Genomic DNA, 16,661 nt, shown 5'->3' on the forward strand with positions numbered 1-16,661 from the left:
AGCTATATATAAAATTTGATACTCTGACTACAATATACTACTATAGATAGAAGTGTTATTAATGGAGCAAGGTATGGAATTAGCAGTAGGAAATAATGCACCCGATTTTAGCTTACTAACAGATTCTGGTGAAAATTTATCACTGAGTGAATTTTTTGATAAAAAAAATGTAGTTCTTTATTTTTATCCTAAAGACGATACTCCGGGTTGTACAATGGAGGCAAAAGGCTTTAGAGATAAAATAGATGATTTTTCTTTCCTTGACACAGTGATAATTGGTGTATCAAAAGATAGTGTTAGATGTCACACTAACTTCAAAGCAAAATATTCTCTGCCGTTTTCTTTAGTTTCTGATGAGAATGCTGAAATGTTGGGAAAATATGGTGTTTGGGTAGAGAAAAGTATGTTTGGCAAAAAGTATATGGGAATAGAACGCACTACTTTTTTAATAGATAAAAAAGGTAAAATAGTGAAGATCTGGAAAAATGTAAAAGTTAGTGGACATGTTGATGAGGTTCTGGAAGAAGTAAAGAGAATATAAACTAAAGAATAGGTTAATGGCTACCCATTGCTACATAAAAAAGCTGAAATTACATAATTTTCGTAGCCACTCAAACTTTGAACTGGATTCAGATGATAGCTCAGTTGTAATAACTGGCAAAAACGGTATTGGTAAAACTAATATACTTGAAGCAATCTCGTTGCTTGCTAAAAGCAATGGAATGAAAAAAGCAAAAGCCAGTGAGATACAAAATAGATTCAGTAATGAAGATTGGGCAGTGCACTATGATTTTTTTAATGGAATGGATTTTAATTCAATTGGTATCGCAAAGAGTTTTGATAAGAAACTAATACAAATTGATGGAAAAACGCAATCAAGTTATTCATCTCTGTATAAGATATCCAATGTAATATGGCTGATTCCACAAATGGACTATGTTCTTCTTAATTCTCCAAGTGACAGATTAAAATTTTTAGACCGTATAGTCTCACTGTTTGAGGAAAATTACACTTGCTGCTACATGAAACACAGAAAAGCTAAACGTGAGCGAAGTAAACTGTTGAGAGAGAACACCTTGGACGAAAATTGGCTCTCTAGTCTTGAAAACATAATGGCCGTTAATGCAGTTAGTATTTTACGTATGCGATCGTCTGTTTTAAAGACACTACAAGACACAATTGATAACCATTCCAGTGAGTTTTTTCCGAAGGCAAGTTTGAAATTCAGCAGCCAGCTAACTTTGGACGATACTGCAGAATATTTTCAGAATCGTCTAAAGGAAAACAGAGAAAAAGATTCATTGACTGGTAGAGTAACCTTTGGTGTGCATAACGATAATTTTCGGGTTTTTTGTCAAAAAAGAAACGTACCAATAAATCTGTGCTCCACTGGAGAACAAAAGTTATTACTGCTTTCTATTATTTTATCCAGTGTAAAAGCAAGGTGTATTCATTACAATAAGGCACCACTTCTTCTGCTTGACGATATAATGTCTCATCTGGATAAACATTACAGAAAGGCGTTAATAGAGGAAATGTTAAGTATTCAATGTCAAACTTGGATAACTGATGTAAATCAAGATAATTTTAATAACTATCTTTATTCTTTCAAGTTTTTTGAATTATCAAATGAATTAAATGCAAAACTTCCTTGACAAACCTCGCCAGCCCCCTTATCATGATACTGAAGGTATTCAGTTATCTTCATCTGTGCAGATTAAACAGCAAGAAAACAACGTAGTTGGCGTCTTATTTTTAATTTTTTACACTATGTGCACCTTATGTCTTCACAACATTTCTGGGTTTTTACCTATATAAGCTGAAACGCGCTTATAAGTCGTTTAAGACAGTATAGTACGCCGATTTTGCAGGATTAGAGAGTGACAACTAGCTAACACGGGGTTTCTTTTGCCTTTTTTTCTGCTTAGTAAATTTCTTAAACATTCAAACTAAGGTGAGTTGCATTCAAAAGCAGCTAAATTGCAGTGTTTAAGACTTAAAAAACGCCAATACTGAAAATAGACAATGACCAGGGCTTCTTTTGCCTTTTTTTTCATTTGGTAAATTTCTTAATATTCATAGCTAAACGACAACCGTTATTCCGCTACTTGTTAGCGGCTGAGATACCGCGAATGAATCGCGGTATGACGGTTCGCGGTGACATGACGATAAGCCTTGTCATTCTAGCGCGTGGCGCTGGAATCCAGACTTTAACTGATATGATTACAGAAAGAGAATTTATTAGGTATTCATAGACACTGAAAGTGGTCAGCTTGACCACTTTCAAGTAAAGAAAACTACGTTTATGCCTCCAATAATTTCTATGGATGATTCTTTACTGCACCGTCTTCACAAATCACACCTCCTGGTGTTATTTTTGAAACGACTACAGGAGCGCCAAAAAACACAGCAGTAAATGCACCGAGTGCAAAAAGCGCTGGCCACGGCATTCTACCGAATATTGCAAGCAACGCTGCACCAATTATCACTATTGTGATCATTGGCCCACCTATGCCGTGAGTATAGCCTATTATCTTGCATATCACTGATGATGTTGTATCACTTTCATCAACAAAAACGGTGTTGGTGGTGCCACCACTAGTATTAGCATTTGCATCAAACGCAAAGGAGAGAATTAACGCCACAAGTAGAAGAAAATTTTTCATTACGCCTCCTATAATTTCTGTTTCATGTTTGATTATCTATCGCTTTGATTAAATTTAAGTAAATGGTGAGGGTTCTAGTAAATTTGTCATCCTATCAGTTTATAAAAATTCCCGGATCTCAGTGTTATTCACTTGGACAACATTTATACAATTGTGGAATAATGGTGCTCCTTTAAGAAGCACCGTTTAGCTAATGCTTTTCTAAATCTGCAGCGCCTATTTTTTACACGCTCCTGTACTTGTATCCCAGTTGGTACCATCAGGGCAAGCAGTTGCACCATTTTTACAAATCACACCGCCTGGTACTATTTTTGAAACAACTACAGGTGCACCAAAAAACACAGCAGTAAATGCACCGAGTGCAAAAAGCGCTGGCCACGGCATTCTGCCAAATATTGCAAGCAATGCTGCACCAATTATTACTATTGTGATCATCGGTCCACCTATGCCGTGAGTATAGCCTACTATTTTGCATATTGTGTTTGACGTTGCGTCATCAGTAACACTGCTAGCAAAAACATTATCAAATGCAAAGAAGAGAATTAACGCCACTAGTAGAAGAAAATTTTTCATTATGCCTCCTATAATTTCTATGGATTCTTCGCTACTGCACCGTCTTTACAAATCACACCTCCTGGTGTTATTTTTGAAACGACTACAGGAGCGCCAAAAAACACAGCAGTAAATGCACCGAGTGCAAAAAGCGCTGGCCACGGCATTCTGCCGAATATTGCAAGCAACGCTGCACCAATTATCACTATTGTGATCATTGGGCCACCTATGCCGTGAGTATAGCCTATTATCTTGCATATCACCGATGATGTTGTATCATTTGTATCAACAAAAGTAGTAGGAGGAGCATTTGCATCAAATGCAAAGGAGAGAATTAATGCCACAAGTAGAAGAAAATTTTTCATTATGCCTCCGATAATTTCTATTTAATGCTGGATTATCTACCATTTTGATTAAATTTAAGTAAATGGTGAGGATTTTTTTGCTTAAAAGTATCCTTTATTTCATTTAGAATACTTTTCTTGGTTCGTTTATATTACAGTGCTACAGAAATTTTACAGCATCGTTTATTGTCTTTATCGTGCTTTGATTGACACAATTTATAATGATGGAGTGGAGCATGCAGGGTATTTATCATTTTTAATTCTGTTATCAATATTTCCTTTTCTCATCGTTTTAATGGCTGTGGCGTCAACATTCGCAAATTTTTTAGACCAGTACAACATTGGCTGGGTATTTATCATTGATAACATGCCACAGGATATTTTATCATCTTTGATGCCGCGTATTAGGGAGATAATATCAGGCCCGCCGCAAAGCTTACTAACTTTAGCAATTGTAGGTGCTGTTTGGACCGCTTCATCGACAATTGAAGGGCTTAGAACAATACTCAATAAGGCCTATAAAGTTCCGGTTTCGCCGCCTTATATATTAAGAAGAGTACTAAGTATATTACAATTTTTAGTAATCACGCTTATTATAACTCTAACTATAGTGTTTTCTACACTAGTACCAATGCTAATTGATTTTTCCTATCAGGGGCTAAGTTATACTAGGTATTTACTTATTGAATTTGTACTTTTCACAGTAGTCTCTTGGCTATATTTTATGTTACCAAACATAAAACAAAATTTATCAGACGTATTTCCTGGATCTTGTGTAGCTGTTATTCTTTGGACGATTTCTGCTTCAGCTTTTAAGCAATATTTAAAAGCTTCCTTTGACCAACTGGATTTGATATATGGAAGTTTAGGTGGTGTGGTAGTGTCATTACTATTTTTTTATATGCTAAGTTTGATTTTTATATATGGAGCAAAATTCAATTTTCAGCTAAAATATTTCAATGGATCTCGCTAAGGAGAAAGAAATGGGTAAGTTAGAAGGTAAAGTAGCTTTAATCACCGGAGCTTCAGGTGGAGTAGGCTCTGCTGTTGCAAAAAGGTTTATAAGAGAAGGTGCATGTGTGATTCTGATTTCAAGATCTCTTGATAATCTCAAGCCACTATATAATGAAATTGAAGAGCTTGAAGAATTTAAAGAAGGCTCTGTGAAACTAATTCAGCTTGATCTTTTAGACTTTGAGAATGTAAAGATACTGACAAACATGATAGAAAGCCTGAAATTATCAGAATCTGGAGCACTTGATATATTAGTTGCGTGTGCTGGAATTTTAGGCAAACTGAACCCCATTCATGACTGTGAGATTGAAGAGCTACAGAACGTAATGAATACAAATTTTACTGCCAATTGGTACTTACTAAAAAACTTAGATCCAATGCTAAAAAAGTCTAATGCTGGAAGAGCGATATTCATGACCTCAGAAGTGACACTTTCTCCTTCCTCTTATCCATATTGGATGCCGTATGCTGCAAGTAAAGTTGCACTAGAAATAATGGTGCAGATATATGCATCTGAGACAAAACATACAAAATTATGTGTAAATGCTGTATACACGGAAGGACCTGTGGGTAGTGAGCAGGCATTTCCTGGATCTGAATTGGTGTCACCTGATAAACTGACAGATAAATTTGTGGAATTAGCTTCTGAAGACTGCAGCATATCAGGAAAAATCTTACCGCTCAGCAAATCTCCCGAATAAATTACCATAGTATCTGCAAAGATACCGTTAAGCCCACAACTGTATGAACATTGTGATTTGAGAGTAATCTCCACTAGGAAGGATGTCATCCCAGTGCCTCTATGGTGTCATTCCAGTGCTTGACACTGGAATCTAGTCTTTATTATGCAGCCACTTATTTAAAGTTAAGTTTTCTGGATCCCAGATGGCTTTGTTGCATCGCTAGCTATGATGGATTAAAGATAAAAAAGGTGGAGAATATCAGTAGCTTATTATTCTGGTATTTATAACAAGAACGGTCAGTGAATACCTAAATTTGAGTAAAAGAAATTTCACTACCACTCACTAATCCGGCTAAAATTCAAGAATTTCAATGCTTTAGCTATTTTCAATAGAATTAAATTTATTAATATAAATAACAAGTTACTATTCTTAAATTTGATCAGATTGATTGCAAAAAAAACAAGATTTTCAATAAGTTGCTTATAATCCTAATTATAGTTAGCCTTTCATAAGTAGCGATGCAACAAAGCCATCCCAGACTGGGATGACACCTCTGGGCACTGCCGTCATAAAGGAACCAGTGTCAGCTACTTGAATGACATCATTTGCTGTGCAATTTACCTTCAAAAATGAATGTTTGTACAGCTGTGTGTCAAGCACTGGAATCTGCCACGCAAATTGCAATGTTCGTACAGTTATGCGTCAAGCCTAAAAGTAATTAGCTAATAGGTTTAATAAAAATTCACATATACAGGAAAGATTGGTAACATTACTTGAATAGAGACCGTTATTGTAATTATGCCGAAACGCACAGATATAGAATCTATATTAGTAATAGGAGCAGGCCCAATAGTTATAGGTCAGGCATGCGAGTTTGATTATTCCGGAACGCAAAGCTGTAAAGTATTAAAAAGCGAAGGTTATAAAGTCATTTTGGTTAACTCCAACCCCGCAACTATAATGACAGATCCTGAGTTTTCTGATGCGACGTATATTGAGCCGGTACTGCCTGAAATCATAGAGAAAATTATAATTAAGGAGAGGCCAGACGCAATATTGCCAACAATGGGCGGGCAAACAGCGCTCAATTGTGCAATAAAACTTGCAGATGATGGAGTGTTAGACAAATACAACGTAGAATTAATAGGGGTAAATAGAGAAGCAATAAAAAAAGCAGAGGATAGAGAGTTATTCCGCCAGTCCATGGATAGAATAGGACTGAAATACCCCAAAAGTATCATTATAAAAAATCAAGAACAAATAAAAAAGGCTTTGGACTACGTTGGATTACCAGCAATCATCCGTTCATCATTCACTCTTGGTGGCGCAGGTAGTGGTATAGCATATAATAAAGAGGAGTTTTTCAATATCGCAGAAAGTGCTCTCAAAATTTCGCCAATAAATGAAGTTCAGATAGATGAATCAATTATTGGCTGGAAAGAATATGAAATGGAAGTTATCCGCGATTGTAAAGATAACTGCATAATAGTCTGTTCGATAGAAAATGTTGATCCGATGGGAGTGCACACTGGGGATAGCATAACTGTTGCTCCTGCTTTGACTCTGCGTGACGTAGAATACCAACAGATGAGAAATGCATCTATAGCGGTGCTGAGAGAAATTGATGTTAGTGCCGGTGGTGCAAATGTTCAATTTGCAGTGAATCCTAAAGAAGATGGAAGCCTCGTTGTGATTGAGATGAATCCAAGGGTTTCTCGCTCTTCTGCACTTGCTTCGAAAGCAACAGGCTATCCTATTGCAAAAGTTGTAACTAAACTTGCTATTGGCTATTCGCTCGACGAAATACGTAACGACTGTGCTCCAATAATACCAGCAGCATTCGAACCAGTGATTGATTATATCGTCACTAAAATTCCTCGATTTGAGTTTGAGAAATTTAAAGGAACGAATTGTGAACTATCAACCTCCATGAAATCAGTGGGAGAAGTAATGTCTATAGGCCGCACTTTTAATGAGTCACTGCAGAAAGCTTTTCGTTCACTTGAAACTGATCTTACAGGACTTGATGAAGTGTTTCCTGAGAACATTGATATTGATCACGTAAAATCTCAATTAGCAAAATTGCTACCAAACAGATTACTGATTGCTGCTGACGCAATGCGCCACGGAATTAGCATAGAAGAAATAAATTCGATTACAGGATATGACTTATGGTTTCTGCAAAATATACAGCAAATTATATTAACTGAACAAAAAATCAAGGAAAATGGATTTCCTGGAACTGCGTACGAAATGTTAGAGCTGAAAAAAATGGGATTTTCAGATGCAAGATTAGCAAAGTTAAGTAATAGACCTACCTCTGTCATTCCAGTACCCTCTAATGTCATCCCAGTGCGTGACACTGGGATCCAGCCAGCGTTACACGCTGGAGATCGAGTAAAACAAATCGAAGAAATAAGAAAAAAATTTGGCATTAAACAAGTTTATAAACGCGTAGACACCTGTGCAGCTGAATTTGAATCAAGCACTGCTTATATGTATGGCTGCTATGAGGGTGATGTTGAAAATAAAACGGAATGTGAGGCGAATATTTCTGACCGAGAAAAGGTTGTCATTTTAGGAAGTGGTCCAAACCGCATTGGTCAAGGTATTGAGTTTGATTATGCATGCGTACATGCAGCTTCTGCCGCCAAAGAAATGGGGTATGAAACAATAATGATCAACTGTAATCCAGAAACTGTTTCAACTGACTACGATACCGCTGATCGTTTATATTTCGCCCCACTGATTGCAGAGGATGTGCTTGAAATACTAAGTAAAGAGCAAGAAAATGGCACACTGGTTGGTGTGATAGTTCAAATAGGTGGTCAAACACCTTTAAAGTTAGCCAAAGTGCTTAACGAGAGAGGTTTCAAAATTCTGGGAACTTCGTTTGATTCTATTGACCTTGCAGAAGATCGCATGAGATTTAAAAACCTTGCTTTGCAACTTAATTTAAAACAACCTGAAAGTTCTATCTGCCATTCAGTAGAAGAAGCGTTAACCAACGCAGAAAAGGTGGGGTTTCCACTAGTAGTCAGGCCATCATATGTCCTCGGCGGTCAGTCTATGTCGATTAGACACGATACTCAGAGCTTTAAAGAGTACGTCTTAGATCAAACTAAAATCTTTGAGCATGGTTCGCTGCTTCTTGATAAATTTTTAGTCAATGCAGTTGAGGTTGACGTTGATGCTGTATGTGATGGGGAAAAAGTTTTCATTGCAGCGGTCATGGAGCATATTGAAGAAGCTGGTATCCACTCTGGTGATTCAACATGCTCAATACCGACAAATACATTGAGTGACGAAGTAATAAAAGAGATCGAGCTCCAAACTGAGAGAATAGCATTAGCATTAAAAGTGAAAGGTCTGATAAACATTCAGTTTGCTGTTCAAGAGAATAGACCTCTTGCAGAACCTGTTTGTGATGAGAAATCTTTAGGAAAAGTGCAGATGAGCACCACAGAATACTCGAATGTATTTGAGGAGCGCAGACAAGCTTTGACGACAAAATTGCCTTCAGAAATCGAGTTATGCAAGAGGTCTAGTGATGTATACATACTTGAAGTGAATTTAAGGGCTAGTCGAACCGTTCCTTTTATTTCCAAGGTAATCAATATTCCTATTGCAAAGCTTGCCACTCAGGTTATTTTGGGTAAAAAATTGAATCAGGAAAACAAGCCTTTCAATCATTTTGCAGTTAAAGCTGCTGTTTTTCCATTCACGCGTTTTTCGGGAATTGATACTCTACTTGGTCCTGAAATGAAATCAACAGGAGAAGTGATGGGAATTGACTCATCATTTGAAGCTGCACTTGCAAAAACGCACATGGCTGCAGGATACAAGTTACCAACAGAAGGAACAGCTCTGGTTTCAGTAAAAGATGATGATAAAGAGTATATATTGCCTGTTGTACGAATGTTGAAAGAACTGAGTTTTGAAATATATGCAACCAAAGGTACAGCTTCTTATCTGAATAATAATGGCATTGCTGCACAAACTGTAAATAAAGTGAGAGAAGGCAGACCCCACATAGTTGATATGCTCAAAGATGGAAAAATAAATCTAGTGATCAATACCTCAAAAGGTGTGAAATCAGTTTCAGATAGCAAAGATATCAGGAGAACTGCTATTTTGCAAAATATAGCTTACAGTACCACAGCTTCTGGGAGTAAAGCGTTAGTGCTTGCAATTCAATATGTAAAGAATAGCAAATTGGAAGTGAAATCATTACAGCAGATACAAAACGGTTAAATATCAAAACTAGAATAATTCACTCTCAAAATGCTAAAGAGAACATAATAAAAAGATGGAAATTTTGAAGGAAATAGTATACCTAAAGAATCAACTAGCGTAATTGAACAGCCAAATGCTGCAACGAATACTCCACAATCTTACCTAGAGGACACTTCCCTTATATGTTAAGAACAAGTCTTTATAAATATCAAAGTAGTGATATTAAAGACACACAGAGAAGAGGAACCGTCACGCCCCTTGATTATAAGAATCGTTGTTCAGCAAGGTTCTCTTCTCTGGTTTATTATACTGAAAGTTCCGAACAACTGATTGAGCTTTTAGGCTCGTATATAAGGCTGGAAAATGCAGTATATGTTATTATTACGGAGGAATTATGAATTCATCAAACATTATTGCTGGCATTGATGTTAGCAAAAGTAAATTAGATCTCCACATTCACCCACTTGAGCATTATAAAATATTTGAAAACAATGTACAATCCATTGATGAAATGCTGGACTTTTTACGTTTGCATAATGTAACCAAAATTGGTCTTGAGGCAACTGGTGGATACGAAAAATTATGTGCCTATACTTTACTAAGCAATGGTTTTGAGGTGTACGTCATTCAACCAAGGTGGGAGAGACTATGCTAAAAGCCTTGGTATTACTACAAAAACTGATAAATAGACTGCAGTATCATCTCACGTTATATTAATAATACAGATATGCGTGTTACTCCTTTAACAGTTAGTAATGGTAATATTGATTGCTTGAAACAAAAATTATCTCGTAGAAACCAACTTGTAGAAATAGCAAAAATACAAAAAACCCAAATCCAACAGGTAACTGATACATCTATAATCAAACAAATAGAGGAACTTCTTGCAATTTTACGTAATCAAATTAAAACTTTAGAAGATGAAATGATTACATTTATCGATCAAAACCAAGAGCTTAAAAGAAAATATATATCAATAACTATATAGTAGCGGGATGACGGTTTTTCAAATTATCGGTAAATCTAAGTCAGTTTAGCTATAGGCAGCAATTTTCTGTATTTATTTTAAATTGAAGAAAGCTCAAATGAAAGATCGTGTTTTGCTAAAAATCACAGAATGCAGTCTGGTTACTATTTAAAAGGATATGTTCAAAAAACTGTGTCAAATCAACTCATACACTTCATTACCAACTTCATGATGAAGTTCCGCAGTTGGATGGAAATAATCCTTTAGTGTTTCTTTGCTACACCCAGGGTTATAGTGAACGTCAAGTTCCCCTTTAAATATCAACTTTAAGAGTATTTTTATATTTTCTTTAAATCTCCCAACTTGGTCTGCAATGTTCGATGTGCATGCATCTTGACAATTTAAACCTTTGCTCTTGTATTCGCTAAACATACTTCTCATTTTAGAGTTAAGATCAAATGCTTTTATTTCAAGATTTGTACTTTTCTTCATATAATCTAAGCCTTTAGCCAGTTTTGCATTGAAACTCTCCGTGAGCTTTGTAGCTAGTTCCCTTGCTTCTTCATCTCTATTAAAAGCTGGTATTGAGCCAACTTCAGGTGCATTTGCAACAACTACATGCTTAACACCATGTTCATTTAGAACCTTAAGTGCATTACATATTTCACTCACTGCTTGTTCCAACACTTCTTCCGCTTTAGTATCGTCATAAGCAGTGGCAACCATAACATCATTTCCGCCGATTATGATGCAAAATAAATCTTCTTTACCTATATCTGGATGATGTTTAATTACCGCATCTAGCTGGTTAGCTAAACGAAATTTATTGAAGAAATAAGAAAAAATAGGGTCAAAAATTTCAGATGCTGTTGCATATGAAACTGCGTAATTCTGACCTTGCTGTTCGTGGCATCTCCCAAAAAATGAATAACTCCACCCAGGTTTAAATTCATCTAAATCTAAATATTTTGCTATATATTCAACAGCAGTAGGGCCATTGCTAAAAGATCTTCCTTGATAAAAAGGATCATCAAATTTTACGCTTTTTGCAAAGGATAAATTATTTAAAATTCCAATGATTGCGCCATTATCGGATAAGCTATCACCCAGAACATAAAAATTTCTATACTTTGAATTAGAATTGTCATTTTTGTTTGTCATAATATTTACCGTAGATTAGCATGTTGTTTCATTAGATTCATAGAAAAAGAAAAATAGCGGTGAAATTATACAACTTTGGCCTAACTTGCTCTCCACTTTTTCCGGGCAAAATCAGCTTCTTCTTAACTTGACACGTATACTTAAAAGAACCCTCTAAGTTTTCTAGCACGGCTTGGATGTTTCAACTTGCGCAGTGCTTTTGCCTCTATTTGCCTAATTCTCTCACGTGTTACATTAAAAATTTTTCCTACTTCTTCTAAGGTATGTTCCTTCCCATCTTTACCAAGGCCAAAACGCATTCTTAAAATTCTTTCTTCCTTTGGTGTTAAAGTTGCAAGAACATTGGTTGTAATGCCACGCAAGTCAGCAAGTATTGCAGCATCCTCTGGCCTGGAGACTCGCTTGTCTTCTATACAATCACCAAAGGTACTACTATCATCTTTTCCTGTTGGAGCTTCAAGACTTACTGGATCCCTTGCTATTTTCATAACTTTGCGTATTCTTTCCAGTGGCATTGTCAGTTCTACACTCAATTCCTCTAACGTCGGCTCTCTTCCCATCTCATGAGTCATCTTTCTTAATGCTCTGTTGATTTTACTGATAATTTCCACCATATGAACTGGTATTCTAACTACTTTAGACTGCTCAGGTATTGCTCTAGTGATTGATTGTCTTACCCACCAAGTGCCATAAGTTGAAAATTTATATCCACGTTTGTAATCAAACTTATCCACGGCCTTCATAAGACCAATATTGCCTTCTTGTATCAAATCAAGCAGATCAAGGCCTCTTTTTGAATACTTCTTAGCAATGGAAACTACTAGCCTTAAGTTAGCCTTAATCATTTCTTGCTTTGCTTCAGAGACTTCTCGTTCGTGTTTTTGTATTCTCTTGATTAGCTCCTTAAATTCTTGTACGTTATCTTCCTGTATATGCTGCTTAATACCGTTCAAGGTACTAGCTATATGTTCAGAGTTATTGTCTATAAACCTTAAAAATTTGTTTTTTAATTCACCTGTAAAAGAGGACTGATTTTCATTGATCTTTAAAAGACTTATCTTTTTCAATTCGTGCTTTAAAAGCACGTCATCATAAACTTTATAGAAACTTTCTCTATCGATATCGTATTTTCTAGCCTCAGCAATAAGATTAGCCTCTTCAAGCGTAATGGATCTATTTATCTTATAAAGTTCTTGTGTAATTCTGGCAACAGCAGCATCACTTAACTTAATTTGTAATGCTATAGACCATATTTGATTATACAAATTTTCTAGCTCATTAGAGAAATTTTTAGAATTTTTTCTTAATATCAACGCTTCATTTGTTAAAGTAATTATCTCATCCAATGCAACTATGACCTTTGGCAATAAGTCACTTTCCATTTCAAGAATAGAAACATTTAAATTGACTGAACTTATATCTTCATTATTACCGTCTTTCTCATCATCACTTTTTTTACTATCTTTCTCATCATCACTACAGTACTCAGCATCTTCAGAAACATCCTCAGAATCCTCAACATCTTCAGCACTTTCTTCACTCTCTTCACTTTCTTCTTTGGGTACCACATTAAAATCAGAGTTATAAATTGCATCCAGATCTATAATTTCTCTCAGTAAGAGAGCTCCATTACTTAAATCATCACGCCATACTTTTATCACCTTTAATGTTACTGATGTTTCAATTATTGCACGTAACATGTTATGCTTTTCAGATTCAATTTTTTTTGCTATCTCGATTTCATCTGCCCTTGATAAAAGCTTTACGGAGCTCATGTCTTGTAAATAAATCCTCACTGGATCATCATTTTGTACTAAAGTTGCAGTAACATTTGGCGATGTGTCATCATCATCAAGTTTACTATCATCACTGTTGGAAGGAATATCTTCTTCATCTTCGCTACTTTCAAGCACATTAATTCCGGAATCCTGCAATAAAGATATAGCATCATCTATAAAGTCAGACGAAAAATTTTCATCTGATAATTTATCATTTATATCATCAAAGGTGATAAAACCACCCTTTTTTATACTCTTAGTTACCAGATCTTTGATAATTTTTTTCTTATCTTCTGCATCATTAATAGTTGACATCATTACCTTTATAGTTTATAATTTTATTTCTTATTAACAAACAAACTTACAACGAGCAAGTCTATAATTTTACTTTTAACTTGTGGCTATTTGTTACTTCATATAGTTTAAGATACTGTTAATTTATGTACACTTGTCTTAATCGATTGTTCCATACTTTTCTTCCATTTTTACTGCTATGGATAATCCAACTGAAAATGTTGCAATTCCAACCACTATAGCAGTAAGCATTAAAACATGGGGTATAGGATTGCTATATGAATAAAAATTTGAAACCAATATAGGAGGCAAGGAACTTTTTATATATCCTAGAGATATGTAAAATAACAAAACAGATGCTTGGAAGACGCTTACCCCTATCATTTTCTTGATTAAATTTTTATCGTTTATAATAATATATAAACCTAGCACCATTAATACAATAATAATCGTATAATTATATAAAGTCATTGTTTTTTCCTACGAGCAAAATTTATATATATAATTAACATAGAGGAGCAGACAGTAAATGCTACACCTAATTCCACCAAAAAAATACCTAATTTTTGACCGGTTCTATTATTGGTTAACAAGATATCATAAGATAAAAAATTTTGGCCAAGTAAAGTTGTTGCAACGCCCGTTCCTCCATAAATTAAAATACCTAACACGTTAGTCAATCTAATCACAGAATAAGGTATTGCTTTTAGAGTTGTAGATACACCAAATAGCATTGAATATAATATTATCCCGGAGGCAATAATTATTCCTGCTTGAAAACCTCCACCCGGAGTGTAATCACCGTGAAATTGTATGTATAAACCAAATAAAATGATAAAAGGTATCATCAAAAATGTTACTGCATTTAATATCGGATCTTTAATCATTTTCTTTTTCTTCTTTTAATATCAACGTTATACAAAGCGCAGCAGTAAAAACTACTATAGTTTCTCCAAACGTGTCATAACCACGAAAGCTTGCCAAAATAGCTGTCACTATATTAGGAATACCGGTAGCTTTTTCGGTATTTTCCACATAATAAGGAGCAACATGCAAGTGGATCGGAGCATTGTGGCTGCCAAAATCTGGCAATTGAATCATAAAATATGACAAACATACAGCCAGAAATAACATAAAAAAAAGCGTTATAGGGTTATGAGATAGATTTACTTTATGATTCTTTATCAAGGAGAGTGCTGCAAACGTAAAAACTGTACTGAGCCCCGCACCAACAGAAGCTTCAGTAATTGCAACATCAGGTGCATTCATAATTAAGTATATAAGCGCAATCAGTGAACTAAATACACACATTAGAACAGCACTTACGACTAAATGTCGCGAGAAAACTATAAAAACCGTGACTGTTAGTAACAACAAAAGTAACACTACATTTAATATTTCTAACACCTTAGCCTCCTTTAACAGTTTTTTTCTTAACTTTATAATGAGTGCGCGCTAAAATATAGCTATTAGTTGAGTTAGCTACCCATATTATAAAAATTAATAATACTATTTTAACAGTATTGATTGAAAATCCATTCTGCAAAGCAAAACCAATTAACAATAACGTTGCACCGCTAGAATCTGTAATACCTGCTGCATTTAACCTAGTATAGAAATCAGGAAATCTGATCACCCCTATATTTGAAATAATTATCAAACAAATACCTAAAAATATGAAAATGGATCCTATCATAAATTATCAAAACAACATTAATCTCATTAGTGCTATAGTTGATATAAAGCTAACGCTAGCATACAACAATGCTATATCAATTAAAAAAAAATTATTCAGAATGATTGATATTGCTGTTATAAGTACAACTACTTGCGTTGAGAAATTATTGAACGCTAAAACCTTATTGTACACATCATTTGACTTAGACACTATGCAACACAACATTACACTCATACAGAACAACAGTGTATAGATAGCAATGCAAATCATTTAAAGACTATGTGACTTCAGTAGATTTCTAAACGGATACTTCTTCATCGCCATCTTGATCATTTATTTCATCATCCACTTCATAATCTTGGCTTTCTTGACTTGCATCAAGATCTGTGTTATCAGAAAAATTTAATAAATTCGCTAGCTTACTTGTATTACTGCTGTAAACATTATTCATATTTCCTTTCATGTATTCCTTGCATCTACCTACCAAAAGGCTAAACAGCTCATGAGTATCCACCTGTTTTCCTGCTATTTCATGTAAGGAAACTATGGTATTTTTATGACCTTTAAACTTAGCTGCTTGAATTGGATTACTTGCCCCTGTATTTAAATCATGTGTTCTTTGACTTGCCAACAGAACCAATTTGAAACGGTTACTTACCCGTTCTATACACTTTTCTACAATAGACTCAGCCATAAGATACTACCTTAATAAGTTTTATACTATATCACAAAAAACAAGTTGTCAACTTTGTATCTATTGCGATTCAACTTCATGTTTTACTTTTTCTGCCTCAGATTTTATTTCTTGGCTTTCTGTCATCGTGATTGTTATCTCATGATCAAGTTTTTTTAGAAATCCTAACAATCGCTCTAAAGAAAAACCATCTATTTTACCATTTTTAATTTGCGATACCTTTGGCTGATCAATACCAAGTTTCTCAGCTGCAAAAGCCTGAGTCCAAGCATTTTTTTCTATAATTTTATTTATTATATAAAGCAACTTTGTTTTTATTCCTGCACTGTCTAAGTTATTTAACGATATTATTTCCATAATTCTTACACTCACATATCAATTAACTTTATTAAATATTATAACATAATATTTAATATACCAAGATATTAATATCATGTAACTTGTCAATAATTATATGATATCAATATTTAAAACTTTAAGTTGATTGTATATTAATATTTTTATCAAATTTCTAGTAATTTTAAATTACCATTCTACCATCAGTCTATCTGAAAAAACCATTTATAGAAAGAACAAGCTAAGATTACAAAGCTT

At 34.8% G+C, this 16,661-nt stretch carries 20 protein-coding genes; 7 read left to right on the forward strand and 13 right to left on the reverse strand.

Annotated features, from left to right (window positions below; translation table 11 throughout):
* Window positions 1-73: 73 nt before the first annotated feature.
* Complete coding sequence (gene bcp / locus OM961_RS01500; RefSeq protein WP_264339215.1) at window positions 74-541, forward strand: thioredoxin-dependent thiol peroxidase; 468 nt, start codon at window positions 74-76, stop codon at window positions 539-541.
* A gap of 16 nt (window positions 542-557) precedes the next feature.
* Window positions 558-1,655: a DNA replication/repair protein RecF gene (gene recF / locus OM961_RS01505; protein WP_182309709.1), complete on the forward strand. Its 1,098-nt coding sequence runs from the start codon at window positions 558-560 to the stop codon at window positions 1,653-1,655.
* Between the two features lie 666 nt (window positions 1,656-2,321).
* Here recF and OM961_RS01510 read toward each other — a convergent pair.
* From OM961_RS01510 to OM961_RS01520, 3 genes are all read right to left on the reverse strand, one after another.
* Window positions 2,322-2,666 (reverse strand): TrbC/VirB2 family protein, encoded by a 345-nt coding sequence (locus OM961_RS01510; RefSeq protein ID WP_264339216.1) that lies wholly within the window; start codon window positions 2,664-2,666, stop codon window positions 2,322-2,324.
* Window positions 2,667-2,882: 216 nt separating this feature from the next.
* Complete coding sequence (locus OM961_RS01515; protein ID WP_250295293.1) at window positions 2,883-3,239, reverse strand: TrbC/VirB2 family protein; 357 nt, start codon at window positions 3,237-3,239, stop codon at window positions 2,883-2,885.
* A 17-nt stretch (window positions 3,240-3,256) separates the two neighbouring features.
* Window positions 3,257-3,583 carry a TrbC/VirB2 family protein gene (locus OM961_RS01520; RefSeq protein ID WP_264339217.1) on the reverse strand — a complete coding sequence of 109 codons (327 nt, stop codon included), beginning with the start codon at window positions 3,581-3,583 and terminating at the stop codon, window positions 3,257-3,259.
* Window positions 3,584-3,719: 136 nt separating this feature from the next.
* Between OM961_RS01520 and OM961_RS01525 the strand changes: the two genes are divergently transcribed.
* The gene (locus OM961_RS01525; protein ID WP_155969484.1) at window positions 3,720-4,535 is read left to right on the forward strand and encodes a YihY/virulence factor BrkB family protein; all 816 of its coding nucleotides are present in this window, start codon (window positions 3,720-3,722) and stop codon (window positions 4,533-4,535) included.
* On the forward strand, window positions 4,522-5,277 hold the full coding sequence (locus OM961_RS01530) for an SDR family oxidoreductase (protein ID WP_012673418.1): 756 nt from the start codon (window positions 4,522-4,524) through the stop codon (window positions 5,275-5,277). The genes OM961_RS01525 and OM961_RS01530 overlap by 14 nt, the downstream gene beginning before the upstream one ends.
* Before the next feature lie 480 nt (window positions 5,278-5,757).
* On the opposite strand, the gene OM961_RS01535 is transcribed toward OM961_RS01530, so the two are convergent.
* Window positions 5,758-5,919, reverse strand: coding sequence for a hypothetical protein (locus OM961_RS01535; protein ID WP_238514577.1), 162 nt, complete (start codon window positions 5,917-5,919; stop codon window positions 5,758-5,760).
* 138 nt (window positions 5,920-6,057) lie between these two features.
* Here OM961_RS01535 and carB point away from each other — a divergent pair, with 138 nt between their 5' ends.
* The 3 genes from carB to OM961_RS01550 all read left to right on the forward strand — a co-directional run bounded on the left by carB (window position 6,058) and on the right by OM961_RS01550 (window position 10,483).
* Window positions 6,058-9,513 carry a carbamoyl-phosphate synthase large subunit gene (gene carB / locus OM961_RS01540; protein WP_264339218.1) on the forward strand — a complete coding sequence of 1,152 codons (3,456 nt, stop codon included), beginning with the start codon at window positions 6,058-6,060 and terminating at the stop codon, window positions 9,511-9,513.
* A 376-nt stretch (window positions 9,514-9,889) separates the two neighbouring features.
* Window positions 9,890-10,150, forward strand: a complete 261-nt coding sequence (locus OM961_RS01545; protein ID WP_010082049.1) for an IS110 family transposase — start codon at window positions 9,890-9,892, stop codon at window positions 10,148-10,150.
* A 72-nt stretch (window positions 10,151-10,222) separates the two neighbouring features.
* Window positions 10,223-10,483, forward strand: coding sequence for a hypothetical protein (locus OM961_RS01550; protein ID WP_007548520.1), 261 nt, complete (start codon window positions 10,223-10,225; stop codon window positions 10,481-10,483).
* Between the two features lie 174 nt (window positions 10,484-10,657).
* Here the strand turns inward: OM961_RS01550 and OM961_RS01555 are convergent, their stop codons facing one another.
* The 9 genes from OM961_RS01555 to OM961_RS01595 all read right to left on the reverse strand — a co-directional run bounded on the left by OM961_RS01555 (window position 10,658) and on the right by OM961_RS01595 (window position 16,424).
* Complete coding sequence (locus OM961_RS01555; RefSeq protein WP_264339219.1) at window positions 10,658-11,623, reverse strand: SGNH/GDSL hydrolase family protein; 966 nt, start codon at window positions 11,621-11,623, stop codon at window positions 10,658-10,660.
* 140 nt (window positions 11,624-11,763) lie between these two features.
* Window positions 11,764-13,716, reverse strand: coding sequence for an RNA polymerase sigma factor RpoD (gene rpoD, locus OM961_RS01560; protein ID WP_264339220.1), 1,953 nt, complete (start codon window positions 13,714-13,716; stop codon window positions 11,764-11,766).
* A gap of 138 nt (window positions 13,717-13,854) precedes the next feature.
* Window positions 13,855-14,166, reverse strand: coding sequence for a cation:proton antiporter subunit C (locus OM961_RS01565; protein WP_006279706.1), 312 nt, complete (start codon window positions 14,164-14,166; stop codon window positions 13,855-13,857).
* A complete protein-coding gene (locus tag OM961_RS01570; protein ID WP_006279705.1) occupies window positions 14,163-14,582 on the reverse strand; it encodes a Na(+)/H(+) antiporter subunit B in 420 nt (139 codons plus the stop codon). The genes OM961_RS01565 and OM961_RS01570 overlap by 4 nt, the downstream gene beginning before the upstream one ends.
* A complete protein-coding gene (locus tag OM961_RS01575; RefSeq protein WP_015589497.1) occupies window positions 14,575-15,102 on the reverse strand; it encodes a DUF4040 domain-containing protein in 528 nt (175 codons plus the stop codon). Before OM961_RS01575 ends, OM961_RS01570 begins: the two co-directional genes overlap by 8 nt.
* A 1-nt stretch (window position 15,103) precedes the next feature.
* On the reverse strand, window positions 15,104-15,391 hold the full coding sequence (locus tag OM961_RS01580; RefSeq protein ID WP_264339221.1) for a monovalent cation/H(+) antiporter subunit G: 288 nt from the start codon (window positions 15,389-15,391) through the stop codon (window positions 15,104-15,106).
* A gap of 6 nt (window positions 15,392-15,397) precedes the next feature.
* Window positions 15,398-15,643: a monovalent cation/H+ antiporter complex subunit F gene (locus tag OM961_RS01585; RefSeq protein ID WP_007548527.1), complete on the reverse strand. Its 246-nt coding sequence runs from the start codon at window positions 15,641-15,643 to the stop codon at window positions 15,398-15,400.
* A gap of 28 nt (window positions 15,644-15,671) precedes the next feature.
* Window positions 15,672-16,067 (reverse strand): DNA-directed RNA polymerase subunit omega, encoded by a 396-nt coding sequence (rpoZ, locus tag OM961_RS01590; RefSeq protein ID WP_151807669.1) that lies wholly within the window; start codon window positions 16,065-16,067, stop codon window positions 15,672-15,674.
* 60 nt (window positions 16,068-16,127) lie between these two features.
* On the reverse strand, window positions 16,128-16,424 hold the full coding sequence (locus OM961_RS01595) for a helix-turn-helix domain-containing protein (RefSeq protein ID WP_010081926.1): 297 nt from the start codon (window positions 16,422-16,424) through the stop codon (window positions 16,128-16,130).
* Between the last annotated feature and the right edge of the window lie 237 nt (window positions 16,425-16,661).

The organism is Wolbachia endosymbiont (group A) of Cydia splendana, assembly GCF_947179475.1.
Lineage (GTDB): Bacteria > Pseudomonadota > Alphaproteobacteria > Rickettsiales > Anaplasmataceae > Wolbachia > Wolbachia pipientis.

Bases quoted from the DNA above. Each gene is read 5' to 3' on its own strand.
- bcp (WP_264339215.1), top strand. From the start codon at position 74: ATGGAATTAGCAGTAGGAAATAATGCACCCGATTTTAGCTTACTAACA.
- recF (WP_182309709.1), top strand. From the start codon at position 558: ATGGCTACCCATTGCTACATAAAAAAGCTGAAATTACATAATTTTCGT.
- OM961_RS01510 (WP_264339216.1), bottom strand. From the start codon at position 2,666: ATGAAAAATTTTCTTCTACTTGTGGCGTTAATTCTCTCCTTTGCGTTT.
- OM961_RS01515 (WP_250295293.1), bottom strand. From the start codon at position 3,239: ATGAAAAATTTTCTTCTACTAGTGGCGTTAATTCTCTTCTTTGCATTT.
- OM961_RS01520 (WP_264339217.1), bottom strand. From the start codon at position 3,583: ATGAAAAATTTTCTTCTACTTGTGGCATTAATTCTCTCCTTTGCATTT.
- OM961_RS01530 (WP_012673418.1), top strand. From the start codon at position 4,522: ATGGATCTCGCTAAGGAGAAAGAAATGGGTAAGTTAGAAGGTAAAGTA.
- carB (WP_264339218.1), top strand. From the start codon at position 6,058: ATGCCGAAACGCACAGATATAGAATCTATATTAGTAATAGGAGCAGGC.
- OM961_RS01545 (WP_010082049.1), top strand. From the start codon at position 9,890: ATGAATTCATCAAACATTATTGCTGGCATTGATGTTAGCAAAAGTAAA.
- OM961_RS01550 (WP_007548520.1), top strand. From the start codon at position 10,223: ATGCGTGTTACTCCTTTAACAGTTAGTAATGGTAATATTGATTGCTTG.
- OM961_RS01555 (WP_264339219.1), bottom strand. From the start codon at position 11,623: ATGACAAACAAAAATGACAATTCTAATTCAAAGTATAGAAATTTTTAT.
- rpoD (WP_264339220.1), bottom strand. From the start codon at position 13,716: ATGTCAACTATTAATGATGCAGAAGATAAGAAAAAAATTATCAAAGAT.
- OM961_RS01565 (WP_006279706.1), bottom strand. From the start codon at position 14,166: ATGACTTTATATAATTATACGATTATTATTGTATTAATGGTGCTAGGT.
- OM961_RS01570 (WP_006279705.1), bottom strand. From the start codon at position 14,582: ATGATTAAAGATCCGATATTAAATGCAGTAACATTTTTGATGATACCT.
- OM961_RS01580 (WP_264339221.1), bottom strand. From the start codon at position 15,391: ATGATAGGATCCATTTTCATATTTTTAGGTATTTGTTTGATAATTATT.
- OM961_RS01585 (WP_007548527.1), bottom strand. From the start codon at position 15,643: ATGATTTGCATTGCTATCTATACACTGTTGTTCTGTATGAGTGTAATG.
- rpoZ (WP_151807669.1), bottom strand. From the start codon at position 16,067: ATGGCTGAGTCTATTGTAGAAAAGTGTATAGAACGGGTAAGTAACCGT.
- OM961_RS01595 (WP_010081926.1), bottom strand. From the start codon at position 16,424: ATGGAAATAATATCGTTAAATAACTTAGACAGTGCAGGAATAAAAACA.